This is a genomic window from Mycobacterium sp. E796 (genome assembly GCF_001672815.1).
Taxonomy (GTDB): domain Bacteria; phylum Actinomycetota; class Actinomycetes; order Mycobacteriales; family Mycobacteriaceae; genus Mycobacterium.
The window spans coordinates 41956-56783 of the sequence record NZ_LZKK01000298.1 but is presented as its reverse complement, the minus strand read 5'-3'; the positions used below and the strand labels follow the sequence as shown (position 1 = coordinate 56783).

The 14828-nt window shown below is 68.8% G+C and carries 12 protein-coding genes; 3 read left to right on the top strand and 9 right to left on the bottom strand.

Going from position 1 to position 14828, the window contains the following annotated elements:
- Positions 1–3024: AAA family ATPase (locus A5706_RS23095; RefSeq protein ID WP_068135837.1), on the top strand; the 3024-nt coding region annotated here is incomplete at its 5' end.
- 15 nt (positions 3025–3039) lie between these two features.
- Here A5706_RS23095 and A5706_RS23090 read toward each other — a convergent pair.
- The 5 genes from A5706_RS23090 to A5706_RS23070 form a co-directional block, all read right to left on the bottom strand.
- Positions 3040–3537: a hypothetical protein gene (locus tag A5706_RS23090; protein WP_068135814.1), complete on the bottom strand. Its 498-nt coding sequence runs from the start codon at positions 3535–3537 to the stop codon at positions 3040–3042.
- Positions 3538–3568: 31 nt separating this feature from the next.
- Entirely contained in the window at positions 3569–4171 is a 603-nt protein-coding gene (locus A5706_RS23085; protein WP_068102659.1) for a hypothetical protein, read from the bottom strand.
- A 104-nt stretch (positions 4172–4275) separates the two neighbouring features.
- Positions 4276–4761: a (2Fe-2S)-binding protein gene (locus A5706_RS23080; protein WP_068135812.1), complete on the bottom strand. Its 486-nt coding sequence runs from the start codon at positions 4759–4761 to the stop codon at positions 4276–4278.
- Complete coding sequence (locus A5706_RS23075; protein WP_068135809.1) at positions 4754–5653, bottom strand: xanthine dehydrogenase family protein subunit M; 900 nt, start codon at positions 5651–5653, stop codon at positions 4754–4756. The genes A5706_RS23080 and A5706_RS23075 overlap by 8 nt, the downstream gene beginning before the upstream one ends.
- Complete coding sequence (locus A5706_RS23070; RefSeq protein ID WP_068135807.1) at positions 5650–7986, bottom strand: xanthine dehydrogenase family protein molybdopterin-binding subunit; 2337 nt, start codon at positions 7984–7986, stop codon at positions 5650–5652. The genes A5706_RS23075 and A5706_RS23070 overlap by 4 nt, the downstream gene beginning before the upstream one ends.
- A 52-nt stretch (positions 7987–8038) precedes the next feature.
- Between A5706_RS23070 and A5706_RS23065 the strand changes: the two genes are divergently transcribed.
- The gene (locus A5706_RS23065; RefSeq protein WP_068135804.1) at positions 8039–8587 is read left to right on the top strand and encodes an NTP transferase domain-containing protein; all 549 of its coding nucleotides are present in this window, start codon (positions 8039–8041) and stop codon (positions 8585–8587) included.
- Here the strand turns inward: A5706_RS23065 and A5706_RS23060 are convergent.
- The 4 genes from A5706_RS23060 to A5706_RS23045 form a co-directional block, all read right to left on the bottom strand.
- Positions 8566–10017: an amino acid permease gene (locus A5706_RS23060; RefSeq protein WP_068135801.1), complete on the bottom strand. Its 1452-nt coding sequence runs from the start codon at positions 10015–10017 to the stop codon at positions 8566–8568. The two genes, A5706_RS23065 and A5706_RS23060, sit on opposite strands and share 22 nt — an antisense overlap.
- Positions 10018–10100: 83 nt before the next feature.
- Positions 10101–11300: a cytochrome P450 gene (locus A5706_RS23055; protein ID WP_068135799.1), complete on the bottom strand. Its 1200-nt coding sequence runs from the start codon at positions 11298–11300 to the stop codon at positions 10101–10103.
- A complete protein-coding gene (locus A5706_RS23050) occupies positions 11297–12253 on the bottom strand; it encodes an amidohydrolase family protein (RefSeq protein WP_068135795.1) in 957 nt (318 codons plus the stop codon). The genes A5706_RS23055 and A5706_RS23050 overlap by 4 nt, the downstream gene beginning before the upstream one ends.
- A complete protein-coding gene (locus A5706_RS23045; protein WP_068135793.1) occupies positions 12253–13743 on the bottom strand; it encodes an aldehyde dehydrogenase in 1491 nt (496 codons plus the stop codon). Before A5706_RS23045 ends, A5706_RS23050 begins: the two co-directional genes overlap by 1 nt.
- A gap of 130 nt (positions 13744–13873) precedes the next feature.
- Here A5706_RS23045 and A5706_RS23040 point away from each other — a divergent pair, with 130 nt between their 5' ends.
- Positions 13874–14788: a LysR family transcriptional regulator gene (locus A5706_RS23040; protein WP_068135834.1), complete on the top strand. Its 915-nt coding sequence runs from the start codon at positions 13874–13876 to the stop codon at positions 14786–14788.
- The last annotated feature ends 40 nt before the right edge of the window (positions 14789–14828 follow it).

Here is a 14828-nt window from a genome sequence, read left to right as displayed (position 1 = left end):
TCGATGGCGATCGCGGCGACTCTCGGGACGGAGCGGCTGCGCGAGATCATGGTCGACCTGGCCAACCGCTGCGCGGCCGTCGTCCAGCGGTACGGCGGCACGGTGGACAAGTTCACCGGCGACGGGATCATGGCGGTCTTCGGTGCACCGGTGGCAATGGAGGACCACGCATTTCGTGCATGCCTTTCGGCGTTGAGCATTCAGGCCGAAGCGAAGGCGCTGGCAGCCGAGGTCCGGCGGCGAGACGGCACGGCGCTGCTCCTGCGGGTGGGGCTGAATTCCGGTCAGGTGATCGCCGGTGAAATCGGTTCGGGCTCTTTCGGTTACACCGCGATGGGTAAACAGGTCGGGCTGGCCCAACGAATGGAATCGGTCGCCCCGCCCGGTGGGGTGATGCTCAGTGTCTCCACCGCGCGACTGGTAGACGGCGCGGCGTCGCTCGGTCAACCGGAGCTGGTCCGGATCAAGGGCGCCACCGAACCGGTCACCGCGTACCGCCTGCTGGACACGCGAGACCGGCGTCGCCCCACGGAGCGCTCTGAGTCGAACCTGGTCGGTCGCCGGTGGGAAATCTCCACCGTCGAGGGCTTGTTGGACCGCGCACTCGCCGGACATGGAGCTGTTGCCCACGTAGTGGGTGAACCCGGGATCGGCAAGAGCCGGTTGGTGCGCGAGATCGCAGCAATGGCGTCGGCCCGGGATGTTGAGGTGTTCAACACTTTCTGTGAGTCGCACACGAGCCAGGTCCCATTTCATGCCGTGGCGCGTCTGCTGCGGGCGGCCACCGGCGTCGAAGGCCTTGACGCCCAAGCCGCCCGCGCCCGAGTGCGAGAGCAGATGCCAGACACGGATCGCGAGGACGCGCTGCTGCTCGATGACCTGCTCGGCATCGCCGACCCGGGCATAGCGGTTCCGGCGATCGATCCCGACGCGCGCCGGCGGCGGTTGGCCGCGCTGGTGAACGCCGCCAGATTGTCCCGCCCACGCCCTGCGGTTTACGTCATCGAGGACGCCCACTGGATTGATGAGGTCAGCGAGTCGATGCTGACGGATTTCCTGACGGTGATCCCGCGGACCGCTTCATTGGTTCTGATCACGTATCGACCCGAGTATCGCGGCGCGTTGACTCGAGTGGCCAATGCACACACCGTAGCCCTTGCGCCACTGAGTGATTCAGAAACCGCAACCCTCGTCGAACAGCTCCTCGGCCCACACCCCTCGGTTGGTGCGCTGAGCCAACGAGTCGCCGAGAGGGCCGCCGGTAATCCGTTCTTCGCCGAGGAATTGGTCCGCGAACTGGCCGATCGCGGCGTGCTGGACGGGGAGCCCGGTGCCTACATCACGGCGGCGGAGGTTAGCGAGGTGACCGTGCCTGCCACGTTGCAGGCGACGATTGCCGCGCGCATCGACCGGCTCGATCGGAAGTCCAAGCGCACGCTGAGCGCCGCGGCCGTCATCGGCTCGCGATTCGGCCTGGACCTGCTCACGGTGCTCGGCGTCGAGCCGGTGCTTCCCCCATTGGTGGCAGCAGAGCTCATCGATCAGGTCCGGGTCAGTCCTGAACCGGAATTCGTGTTTCACCATCCGCTCATTCGTGCGGTCGCCTACGAAGCACAGCTCAAATCGGATCGCTCGGATCTGCACCGCCGGCTGGCCGCCGCGATTGAGGCCGGCGACAAAGACTCGGACGAAAACGCCGCACTGATCGCCGAACATCTTGAGGCCGCCGGCGATTTGCAAGCCGCATACGGCTGGCACATGCGCGCCGCGACCTGGGCGACCAACCGGGACATCAAGGCGGCGCGGCTGAGCTGGCAGCGGGCGGCAGACATCGCCGATGCGCTACAAGCCGACCCCCCGGACCGGGCGGCCATGCGCATCGCCCCGCGCACCATGTTGTGCGGGACGGGCTGGCGCGTCCACGCCGACATCGCCGGCGACCGCTTCGACGAATTGCGGGACTTGTGCAACGCCGCGGGCGACAAGGCGTCATTGGGCATCGCGACGGCGGGTTCGGTGGTCGGCCATGCCCATCAGGACCGGCTGCGCGAGGCGTCGCAGCTGGCGTCGGAAGCCTGGGCCCTCGCCGAGGCGCTCGAAGACGCGAACCTGACGGTGGGGCTTTCCTTCCCGGTGATCTACGGTCAGATCGAATGCGGCCGGTGGTCTGACGTGCTGCGATGCTCACAGACCGTGATCGACCTGGCCGACGGCGATCCAACGAAAGGCAACTTCCTGGTCGGGTCTCCGCTGGCCCTCGCGTTCGCGTCGCGGGGCATGGCCCGTTATTTCCTTGGCCTTCCCGGATGGCCCGAAGACCTGCGGCGCGGCATGCCGATGGCCCGACCCATTGACCCCGCGTCCTACGCGGGGGTCGTCGGCTACGCCTACTTGCTCGGGATCCCGTTCGGCGTCCTGAGGCCGGATGATCGTGCGCTGGACGAGATCGAGGGTGCCCTGCGGATTGCCGAGCGCTCCAGCGACGACGTCGTGGTGGGTTTCATCCGGGCGGCGTTGAGTCTTGCGCTGATGCATCGCCAAGAGGCCGCCGAGCGTGACCGCGGGCAGCAGCTCGCCGTCGGGGTCCGCGAGGTGTTCCTCAGCCAGGGGCACAACGTGTGCGACCTGCCGGTCATCGAGGCCTACTTGGCGCGTGAACAGGCGACGCGCGCAGACCGCGATGAGGCCATCCCGCTCTTGCGCGCCACCGGCGACCATGTGTTCCGCGACGGACGACTGCTGCTGTGGGGCATTCCCGTGACCGGTGTTCTGGTGGAAACGCTGCTCGACCGCGGGGACGACGGTGACGTGGCAGAAGCCGAGGCCGCGATCGAGCGGTTGGCGGCCGCGCAGGCCGACGACCGCCTGGTGATGCGCGACATCTGGCTGCTGCGTCTGCGAGCGCTGTCGGCGCGAACTCGCGGCGACGAGGCCGCCTATCGCGACCGCCGGGACCGCTACCGTGACATGGCGAAAACGCTTGGCTTCCAGGGCCATATCGCCTGGGCCGAGGCGATGCCATGACGGCGGCTCCCGCCGTTACGCCGGTATAACTCCGCGAGCAATGAGAATTGCGCGTATTTCCGAATTCCTCGTTTGGATTTCGTCGTATTCGTAGCCCTCGACAACCGCGACCCAATCATCGCCTCGGTGGATCGCGAACTCAGCAGCCGCGGCCAGCGCTTGGTAGAACGCCGCGGCGACGTCATCCGACCACATGACCCATACTCCGTGTTCGGTTTCGCACAGGGCGCCGATTGACGCGTAGAAGCTGTCAAGCGCACCGCTCGCCCGCTCCGGATTCAGGAAGTACAAAACGTGTGGGACCTCTGAATAGAGCTTTTGCAGGAAGGCAGCGATCTCCGGATTCAGGTAGGGATAACCGTCCGGTACGTCGATGAAGCTCAGGACGACTGATCCGCGCCAGGCCAGGACCCGTGCCGGATCATCGCCGACATTGGTCAGAACATTCCGTACCGCAGTGATGTCTGCCTGGCGCCACTGACTTGCCGGGATATCAAGCCGCTGGACGGTCATTTCCCCTCAACATTGATCGAGCCCGCCGGACTCAGAAAGTCGTGACCTTCTCGACGCTGACGAACATGCCGTGGTGAGTGCGGTCGTTGGTGAAGCGGGTGCCTTGTTCGGTGGCGACGATCGTCCAGCCCTGCGCGGCGTAGGTCTTGTAGTCGATGGTGACCGTCGGGATGGCGCCCAAATTGCCCAGCACCCACTGCACGTTGCCGGCGGAACTGATGCTGACGCCGTTGGCGTGCTCACCGTCCTGCAGTGGGGAATTGGTGAACGGCGCCTCGCAGCCGACGGTCTCCTTGTTGATCTGGCAGCGCGTCACGCCGGACTTGGTCTCGATGAAGACGTAGCCGTTGTGGTCCGGTGGCAGCGGGATCACGCCGGCCGGCGGTGTGGTCGGGCTGGCCGGGCCGGTCGGGCTCGTCGACGGGGCCGGGCTGGTGCTGGTCGGCGCCGGCGTCGTCGTGGTCGGCCGCGGCGTGGGGAAGGTGGGCTCAGTCGGCCCGGTTCCCGGGGTGGCGACCGGCTTGCCGTCGATCAGCGAGCTGCAGCCCGAAACCAATGCGGGACCGGCGAGCACGGCCGAGAGCAGCAGCGAGCCGCCGGCCAGCCTTCGCCGCGCCTTTTGCGATAACTGCACGCGCCGCTCCCCGAAAGTCTTCGATTTCAGCGCTTAGAGTACGCAAGAAGCAGCGAAAGTCACTGTAACTACGCCGTTATCGATGCAGAGCCGATGGCGCAGGTTTACCGCTGCGTGACCGACCTCAGCTCGGCCGCCCGATGGGCCGCGGCGACGATGCCCTGGTAACCCGTGCAGCGGCAGAAGTTCCCCGACAGTCCCTCGCGTATCTCGTCGTCGGTGGGGTTGGGGTTGTCGCGCAGCAACGCGGTCAGCGTGGTCACGAAACCCGGGGTGCAGAAGCCACATTGCAACCCGTGGCACTCCCGCAGCGCGGCCTGCACCGGCGACAGGGTGCCGTCGGGCGACGCGATGCCCTCGACCGTCGTCACCTCCGTGCCGTCCGCCTGGACGGCGAACATCAGGCAGGACCGCACGGCGTCGCCGTCCACGAGCACCGTGCACGCGCCGCACGCGCCGTGTTCGCAGCCGAGATGGGTTCCGGTGAGCCCGCACCGCTCCCGCAGGAAGTCGGCCAGCGTCATGCGCGGTTCGACGCTGGCCGCGATCGGAGTCTCGTTGACCGACAACTGAACCGGCTGTTCATGCATGGCTTGTCTCCCCGAGTGCTTCCGCTGTGGCCTCATTCAAGGCCTGTGTCCAAGTGCGCGCGACCATGGCGGCGCCCACCTGGGTGCGGTAGGCCGCCGACCCCTGCAGGTCGGTCGGCACGTCGTCGAGGCCGGCCATCGCGGCCCGGCCGACCTCCTCGGGGACCAGCTCACCGACCGGCTTGCCGACGACCGCGGCCTCGGCCGCCGTGGCGCGCCCGACCGTGGGGCCCAGGCCCAGCAACCCGATCCCGCAGCGGCACACCCGGTCGCCTTCATCGAGCTGGACGGCGACCAGCGCGCCGGCGATCGCGAAATCACCATGGCGGCGGGCGAATTCCTGCACGGAAAACCCTGACCTGCCGTCCCACACCGGGAACCGGACCCCGGTCAGCACCTCGTCGGGTTTCATCGTGGTCTCCCACAGGCCGGCGAAGAAGTCCGCGGCGGCGATCTCGCGCCGCCCGCGCGGGGAGAGGACCTCCATCACCGCGTCCAGCGCCAGCGCGGCCGCCGGGTATTCGCCGGCCGCGTCGGCGTGCGCGATCGACCCGCCGAGGGTGCCGCGGTTGCGGATCTGGAAATGCCCGACGAACGGGGTCGCCCGGGTCAGCAACGGAACCGCTTGGCGCACTTGATCATCCGCGCCGACGGTGGACTCCGTGGTCCCGGCGCCGATCCACAGTTCGTCGCCCCGGCGCTCGATGCCCCGCAGCTCGGAAAGCCGGGAAATGTCGATGAGATGGTCGAAGTAGGCCAGCCGCATCGCCAGCATCGGCACCAGGCTCTGGCCACCCGCGATGATCTTGGCGTCATCGCCCAGTTCGGCGAGCAGCGCGACGGCGTCCTCGACGGTGTCGGGGCGGTGGTAGTCGAACGAGGCGGGCTTCACCGGTTCGCCTCGCTCAGCAGCGATGCGATCGACGCGGGGCTGGCCGGCAGCCGGGTGACCGCCGCGCCCAGGGGGGCCAGCGCGTCGTTGATCGCATTGATCACGGCCGGCACCGAGCCGATCGCCCCGCCCTCGCCGGCGCCCTTGTAACCGCCGGGCCCCGGGCCGGGGATCTCCACGTGGCCGAACTCGATGGGGGGGACCTCGGTGGCCGTCGGCAGCAGGTAGTCGACGAACGTCGTCGCCAGCGGGTTGCCGTCCTCGTCGTAGGCGAGGTCTTCCATCAGCGCGCCGCCGATGCCCTGCACCGTCCCGCCGGCGATCTGGCCCTCCACGATGGTCGGGTTGATCATCGGCCCGACGTCCTCGCTGACGATGTAGCGCAGCAGCGTGACCTTGCCCGTGGCCACGTCCACCTCGCAGGTGCAGGCATGGGTCGCGTTCGACCACAGGATGGGGGCCTTGGCGACGTAGCGGGCGGTGGCCTCCAGCTCGGGCGACATGCCCGGGGGCAGCGCCTGCGGCGAGTAGTACGACAGGTAGGCCAGCTCGCCGAATGACACCTGCTTCGACGGATCACCGCGCACCCCTGCGGTCGAATTCGCCAGTTCCACTTCGGATTCGGGCACCTTCAACTGGTGCGCCGCCAGCGCCACGATCTTCTCGCGCAGGATGGCGCCCGCCTCCGCGACGGCCCCGGCGGTCATCGGGCCGCTGCGGCTGCCCTGCGTCCCGGCTCCGTAGGGCGTGATCGCGGTGTCGCCCTGGATGGTGGCGACGTCGTCGATGTCGGCCCCCAGCGCGTCGGCGGTCAGCTGAATGACGGTGGTCTCCAAGCTGTTTCCGCTGGAGCCGCCGTTCACGTAGACGTTGACCTTGCCCGTCGGCTCCATCCGGATTGTGCAACCCTCGGTGGCCAGGTGGCCCGTCGCCGCTCCGGTCGGCTCGATGTACGCCGAGAACCCCAGCCCCAGGTAGCGGCCCTGGGCCAGCGCCTCGCGCTGTTCCTTGCGAAAGCCTTCGTGGTCAAGGAGTTTCACGGCCTGCTCGAACGTCTCGCTGGGGGCGACGTGGTCGTACGGCATGCCGTTGGGGTTGAAGTACGGCATCTCGTCACGGCGCAGCAGGTTGCGCCGGCGGAGCTCGACCGGGTCCATGCCCATCTTGCGGGCGGCGATGTCCAGCAGGATCTCGCGCGCCAGCGTCTCGTACTGCCACGGGCCGCGGTAGGCGGCCAGCCCGCTGGTGTTCGTGAACACCGTCTTGTAGTTGAAGCTGGCCTTGGGCACGCGGTAGGGCCCGGGGAAGAACATGCCGATGGCGGCCGTGGTCAGCACCGGGTAGGGCGTCGGATACGCGCCGACGTCCTGGACGAAGTCGATGTCGGCGGCCTGGATGCTGCCGTCTTCGTCGAACGCCATCCGCCCCGTGCCATCGACGTGGCGGGCCTGGCCAGCCGACATCAGGTTCTCGCGCCGGTCCTCGATCCACTTCAGCGCCGCCGGCACCTTGCGGGCGGCCAGCATGATGCACATGTCCTCGCGCATCGGGACCACCTTCTGGCCGAAACCGCCGCCGGTGTCGCGCATGATGACCCGAACCCGTTGCGCCGCAATCCCTAACAGGCGCGCGCAGAACGCGCGCAGCTCGTGCGGGGTCTGCGTGGACGCCCACAGGGTGAGCTCCCCCGACGCGGCCTCCCACTCGACCACCAGCCCGCGGGTCTCGATCGGCACGGGCGCGTAAATCTGTTGGTAGATGTTCTCTTTCACCACGCATGCCGCGGACGCGAACACCTCTTCGTCCGGCGGCGCGCCGCCCATCCCGCCCGCGACGTTGTTCGGGTAGGCGTCGTGCACCAGCACGTCCGAGGACTGCGCCCGGGTGAGGTCGGTGATCGCGGGCAGCGGCTCGTAGTCGACGTCGACCAGTTCCAGCGCGTCCTCGGCGATGTAGCGGCTCTCGGCGACGATCAGCGCGACCGGGTCGCCGACGAACTTCACCTCGCCCTCGGCCAGCGGCGGGCGGGGCGTGTCCGGCACGTCCTTGCCGGCCACGGCGTGCCACGCCTCCTTGACGTCGGGGTTGAGGTCGGCGGCGGTGAACACCGCGCGCACGCCCGGCAGCGCCAGCGCCGCCGACGCGTCGATGCCGTTGATCCTGGCGCGGGCGAACGGGCTGCGCACGAAGCAGGCGTGCAGCATGCCGGGCCGCGAGATGTCGTCGACGAACCCGCCGCGGCCGGTCAGCAGCCGGAGGTCCTCCACCCGCTGCACGCGGGTGCCCGCGTATCGCGGGGTCGTGGCCGTGGCCCCGTGCGCGTCTTGAGTCATTGCGCTCCATCCGGTTGTCGCCTTACGAGAACCTCGATGCCATCATAGGAGAGTGCCGTTATCACAGTCGAGGCCCGTCGGCGTCCTGCTCGCCGCCGGCGAGGGACGCCGCTACGGTCGGCCGAAGGTGCTGGTAGCGGGCTGGCTGGACGCCGCGATCGGGGCGCTGCGCGACGGTGGCTGCGACGACGTCGTGCTGGTGCTGGGCGCCGCGGAGGTGTCGGCCCCGCCGGGCGTCACCCCGGTCTTCGCGGCGGACTGGCGCGACGGGCTGAGCGCCTCGGTGCGCGCCGGCCTTGCCGAGGCCGGTCGCATGGGCGCGGAGTACGCGGTGCTGCACGTCATCGACACCCCCGACGTCGGTCCCGCCGTGGTGGCGCGGGTCCTCGACCGCGCATGGGCTGCGGACAGTGGCCTGGCCCGCGCGTACTTCGGCGAGCGGCCGGGCCATCCGGTGGTCATCGCGCGCCGGCACTGGCCCGACGTACTCAAGCGGCTAACGGGGGATCGGGGCGCGGGGGAGTACCTGCGCGACCGGCCCGACGTGGAAGCCGTCGACTGCGGCGACCTCGCCGGGGGTCAGGACATCGACGAACCCTGAGCGGGGGAGGCCGGCGTGGCGGTGGCTTGAGCGGCGGCCACCCGATGGCGGACCACGAACCAGCCGCCGATGAGCGCGGGGACGCCGACGACGGTCGCGCCGATCAGGTAAGGGCCCTGCACCTTGTCGAAGAACATCAGGACCACCACGCCGACCAGGAACGCCAGCGTGAGGTAGCCGCTGTACGGCGACAGCGGCATCCGGAACTTGGGCCGCTGCACCAGCCCTGCCTTGGCCAGATGGTGGAACCGCAGCTGGCTCGCCACGATCGTCCCCCAGGCGAACACGATGCCGATGGCCGCGATGTGCAGCACGATCTCGAACGCCTGGCTGGGCTTGACGGCGTTGAGCACGATGCCCAACAGACCCACGGCGGCCGTGAGCAGGATGCCGCGGTACGGCACACCCCGTTTCGACATCGGCGCGGTGAACTTCGGGCCGCTGCCGTTGATCGCCATCGACCGCAGGATGCGGCCGGTGGAATACAGCCCTGCGTTCAAGCTCGACAGCGCGGCGGTCAACACCACCACGTTCATCACGCTGCCGGCGCCGTGGACACCGGCCTTGGAGAAGAACGTCACGAACGGGCTGACGTTGGCCTTGTAGGCGGTGTACGGCAGCAGCAGGCCCAGCAGCACGGTCGAGCCGATGTAGAAGACCGCGATCCGGAACACCACCGAGTTGATCGCGCGCGGCATGACCTTCTCCGGGTCGGCCGTTTCCCCGGCCGCGATGCCGACGAGTTCGATTGCGGCATAGGCGAACACCACGCCCGAGGTGACGAGCACCAGGGGCAGCAGGCCCTTGGGTACCAGCCCGCCGTGGGTGTCCCACAGGCCGGGGCCGGTGTCGTGGCCGTCGATCTTGAAGCGCCCCACCAGGAATATGGTGCCGACGACGAGGAACGTGACCAGCGCCAGCACCTTGATCAACGACGCCCAGAACTCCAGCTCGCCGAAGGCCTTGACCGAGATCAGGTTCATCGACAGCACCACCAGCAGCGCGAACAGCGCGATTGTCCACTGCGGGATGGCGTGGAAAATTCCCCAGTAGTGGCAGTAGTGCGCGATCGCGGTGGTGTCCACGATGCCCGTCATCGACCAGTTGAGGACGTACATCCAGCCGGCGACGTAAGCCAGCTTTTCCCCGAAGAATTCGCGGGAGTACGAGACGAACGATCCCGACGACGGGCGGTGCAGCACGAGCTCACCGAGCGCGCGCAAGATCAGGAAGACGAAGATGCCGCAGACCCCGTAGACCAGGAACAGCCCGGGCCCCGCCGAGGCGAGCCGTCCGCCGGCGCCGAGGAAAAGCCCGGTGCCGATGGCGCCACCGAGGGCGATCATCTGAATCTGGCGGTTTTTGAGGCTCTTGTGATAGCCCTCGTCCTCGCGGGCGAACCGCTCGGCGGCACTGTCTGACGGTGACATCGAGCTCCTGCCGTGGTGGCTCCGGGGAACGCTCAGGCTAACCCATGGGCGCGCCGCGCGCCCACCAACATTTGGCGAAGTTTTTACCGGCCCAGCAACCGCTCGGCGGAAGCCCGTGCGCACCGGGGCCGGCTGCTTGGCTTGTCGCAGCCACGGGCCTTTGGACCGGAGCTGTCCCAGCGCAGCGGCAGGCGGCTTGGCATGATGGCGCCGCCTGGCGTGAAGGTGAAGCTCGGCACGAAGCCTTGTTCCAAATGGAAACGCGGCACGGCGCGTAACCATTGGGCCACGATCACACTCAGTTCCGCGCGGGCCAGGGCCCTTCCCAGGCAGCGATGAACGCCGCCCCCGAAACTCCGGTGTGGCCCTTCGCCGTCCTTGAGGTTGGCCGTCGCCAGGCACAGGCGGACCACACTCCCCGCCGGAATCGTGACGCCTGCGATCGTGACTTCTTGTGTGGTGAAGCGTCCGATGAACGGCAGTGGAGTCTCCAGTCGCACCACCTCTTCGGCGAACGCCCGGATTTGGTCGGGATTTTCGCGAAGTCGGTCTCGTAGCTCGGGATCGCGGGCCAAGAGAAGCAGCGCCGATCCGATGGCCGCCTGCATGCCGTCCTGGGCGAAGCAAAGAAGGGCATAGAACCCGATCACTTCGTCTTCGGTGAGGGGGTCGTCACCGGTCAGCAGCCGCGACGCGAGGGAAGGCCGCCCGACGCCGCCGATGGCCTCGACAAGATAGGTGAGCAGCTTAAAAGCGGGGGGCGATCCGGGCGTGTCCCAGTCGACCGCCTCCGCCCAGGCGGCCAGCTTTTCTCGGTCGTCCCACGGGAGCCCGCACAGCGTCACCAACACACCGAAGGGAAACGGGTGGGCGATGGCACTGATCGCCTCACAGGCACCGACGGGCGCGACGGCGGCGACGAGCGCTGCCGCCTGGGCGCACAGCGCGGGTCGAAGCTTGCTCACCGCCTGAGGGCTGAAGTGGGGCCGCAATATCCGACGCAAGCGCGTGTGCTCGGGCGGGTCATAGGCAATCGGGACGGGTATCGGCAGCGATCGGACTCCCGCGCGGGATGGCGCGAGCGGTTTCCTTCGTGAGGCGAATACCACGTGGTTGCGCAGTGCCGCACGCACGTCCTCGCCACGGGTCACGTAGTAGAAGCCGCTGAGATCGAGGAACACTCCACCCGCGCGCAGCTCGCGCCAATAGTCCCTCGGCTCTTTGGCGATGAGGAACCTACTGTCGTCGACGAACGGCGGCGGCAGCGGGGCGAAGCCGGTCACCTGGTCAGGCCCAGCAACCGCTCGGCGTTGCGGTGGCTGATGAGCGCGCGGTCGTCGTCGCACAGGGGCAGCCCGTCGAGGAAGTCCCGGGCGGCGCGCATCGACCCGAACGGGTAGTCCGCCGAAAAGCACACGCGCTCGATGCCGACCTGCGCGACCAGGTTGGCGTAGGTGGCCTCGTCGTTGAAGTTGGCGAAGGTGTAGTTCAGGTTTCGCCGCAGATAGGTGCTGACGGGGTGCGTCAGGCCGGTGAGTTCGGGCTTCAGCGTCGCGTCGAACCGCGGCAGCATGAACGGGATCGCCTCGCCCATGTGCCCGATGACGACCTGCAGCTCGGGGTACCGGTCGAACACGCCGCCGAGGATCAGGCGCAGCACGTGGGTGGCCGTGTTGATGTGCCAGCCCCATCCGACGGTGGCCAGCGTGAACGTGACCTGGTCGGAGAATCCCGCGTAGCTGGACTTGATGACGCCCGCCGGCGGGATGGTCGGGTGCAGGTAGATCGGCACCCGCAGCGCGGCCGCCTGCGACAGGACGGGGTCGAAGAAGGGATCGTCGAGGTAGCGACCCTGGCTGTGCCCGTTGATCACCGCGCCGACGAAGCCGTGATCGCGCACCGTGCGCTCGAGTTCGCCGGCGGCCTCTGCGGGTGCGCTGATCGGCAGGGCGGCGAAGCCCGCCAGCCGCCCCGGGTATCGCCCGACCGCCTTCGCGAGCTCGTCGTTGCATTCGCGGGCCAGCCGAACGGCTTCCGGCCCGTCCAGCTGTTCGACGCCCGGCGCGGCCAGCGACAGCACCGCCACGTCGACGCCGGCGTCGTCCATCGCTGCGATCCGGCCGTCACCCAGATCGCCGATCGGTTCGACGATGCCGGTGCGCGACGCCAGCCAGCGTCCCGGGCCGTTGAGGAATTCCGTTGTGGCGTAATGCTCTTCGAGTGCAATCGTCCGCATCAGCCGGCCAACACCCGGGCGGCGGCGCTCCAGTACGTCAGCTGGTCGCGATCGGAGGCCAGCCGGATCGTCTTGGTGTAGCCGTACTCCGCCAGCGTCTCCTGCGCGTGCTCGCGGCCGAACCCGCTGTGGCCGACGCCGCCGAATCCGGTGCCGATGGAAATCCGCTGATAGTTGTTGACGAACACGGTCCCGGCCCGGATTCGCCGGCTAACCCGCAGCGCCCGATCGCTGTCCTGGGTGAACACCGCCGCGACCAGTCCGAACGGCGTGGCGTTGGCGATGCGCACCGCCTCGTCCTCGTCGCTGAACGGCATGAGGGTGACGACGGGACCGAAGATCTCGTCGCGAGCCACCCGCATCGCGGGGGTCACACCGGTCAGGACCGTCGGCGCGACGTAGAAGCCGTCGGCCAAGCGGGGATCGTCGGGCAGCGGGGCCTGGGCGGCGATGTGGGCGCCTTCGGCCACGCCGATCCGCAGGTAATCGAGGACCTGATTCTGCTGCTTGCGGGTGACCAACGGTCCGACGTCGGTCGCCGGGTCGGCGCCGTCGCCCACCCGCAGCCGGCCCACCGCGGCGCACAACTTCGCCTCGAACTCCGCATAGACGCTGTCCTGCACCAGGATTCGCGACGCGGCGGTGCAGGCCTCGCCCTGGTTGAAGAAGCCCCCGTCGACCGCGGCCAGCAGCGCGTCGTGCATGTCGGCGTCGTCGAAAACGACCAGCGGGTTCTTTCCGCCGAGCTCCATCAGCGTCGGGGTGAGGTTGCCGGCCGCGGTGCGCAGCACCGCCGCGCCCGTCCGCGGCGATCCGGTGAAGGACACCTTGCCGACCAGCCGATGCCCGGCCAGCGCGGCGCCCACCTCGCCCCTGCCGGGCACGGCCTGCACCACACCGTCCGGCAGCACCGACTGGATCAGCTCGACCATCCGCAACACCACCGACGGCGTCTGCTCCGGCGGTTTGAGCACGACGGCGTTGCCGACCGCCAGCGCCGGCGCGACCTTCCCCGCGGTGTGGATCGGTGGCCAGTTGAACGGGACGATGCCCGCGATCACGCCGTACGGCTCCAGCGTGGTGACGTCCAGGACGGGGCCGTAGTCGCGGGCCTGGCTGGGCAGCGCCTCCACCATGGCGCCGAAGTACTCAAAGATGGCGATCGCGGCTTCCACGTCGAAGTTGCGCGCCTGCGTGATCGGCTTGCCCATCTCCAGCGTCTCGAGCGCGGCGATCTCGTCGGCGTGGGCGCGGATCACCTCGGCGACCTGGCGCAGGTATCGGCCGCGCTCTCGCGCGGGGCGTTGCTTCCAGCGCAGGTGGGCGGCGTGCGCCCGGCGGACGGCCTGGTCCACCTCGTCCGGCCCGGCGCCCTGGACGACCGTGACCGTCTGGCCCGTCGCCGGGTTCTGCACGACGAACTGGTCGTCGGTGGACGCCGAGGACCACCGGGTTCGGGTTCTGGTCAGGGTGGGGCCCTGCAAACTCATAACGCGCACCGTCCAAATTGAGGGGGGGTTGGGATCGACGCGATCCAATTGCGAACGGTAAATCGGCCGATCCGTCAGACGCCAACGAAAATTCCTGATGGGAGCCATCACCGGCGGTGATAATGGCTCCGTGGAGCTTCGCCAGTTGGAGTACTTCCTCGCTGTCGCGGATAACCTCAGCTTCACCCGGGCCGCCAAGAGATTGCACGTTGTCCAATCCGGGGTGTCCGCGACCATCAAGGCCCTCGAGCGTGAACTCGGCGCGGAGCTGTTCGTCCGGGGACCTGGGGGCGTGACGCTCACGCCGGCGGGACGCGAGCTGGCGCCCCACGCCCGCGCGACCATCGACGCCGCCCGCGCCGCCAAAGACGCCGTCGCCGCCACCGGCGGCTCCGTCGGGGGCACCGTCAGGCTGGGAACACTGATGTCGGTCAACAACATCGACATGCCGAGGCTGCTGGCCGAGCTGCGTGCCCGGCACCCCGGCGTGCTGGTCCAAATTCGTTTCGCCCGGGCCGGCTCGGCGGGCCTGGCGCAGCAGCTGCGCGACGACAGCCTCGACGTCGCGCTGCTCGTCTTACCCGACGGGCCGCCCACCGACCTGCACACTCGGCTGGTCGCGGCCTTCCCGCTGCTGTTGGTCGTTCCGGCGGATCACCCACTCGCCGGCCGGGAGTCGGTGTCACTGGCCGAGCTGGCCGGGATGTCGTTCGTCGACGGCCCGCCGGGGTACGGCAACCGGGCGGTGGTCGACCGGGCCTTCGCCACGGCCGGGGTGCAGCGCACGGTCGCCCTCGAGGTCGCCGACATCGCCACCACCGCGACCCACGTCCGAAACGGCTTGGGCATCGGGTTCTTGAGCCGGTTCATCCTCGACGAGATCGGCGACGACGGCCTGGCGACGCTGCGGATCTCCGACTACGACCTGTGCTGGCGCCTGTACGTCGCGATGTCGGCCCTGCGCCCGCCCAGCGCCGCCACCCGCGCGGTGTTCTCCCTGATCGAGGAGATGATCCCGGAGCCCGGCGCGTCGAGTGTGAATTGAGGGCGTTCAGTGTGAGGTGGGGGCGGGATCCCGGGCGATT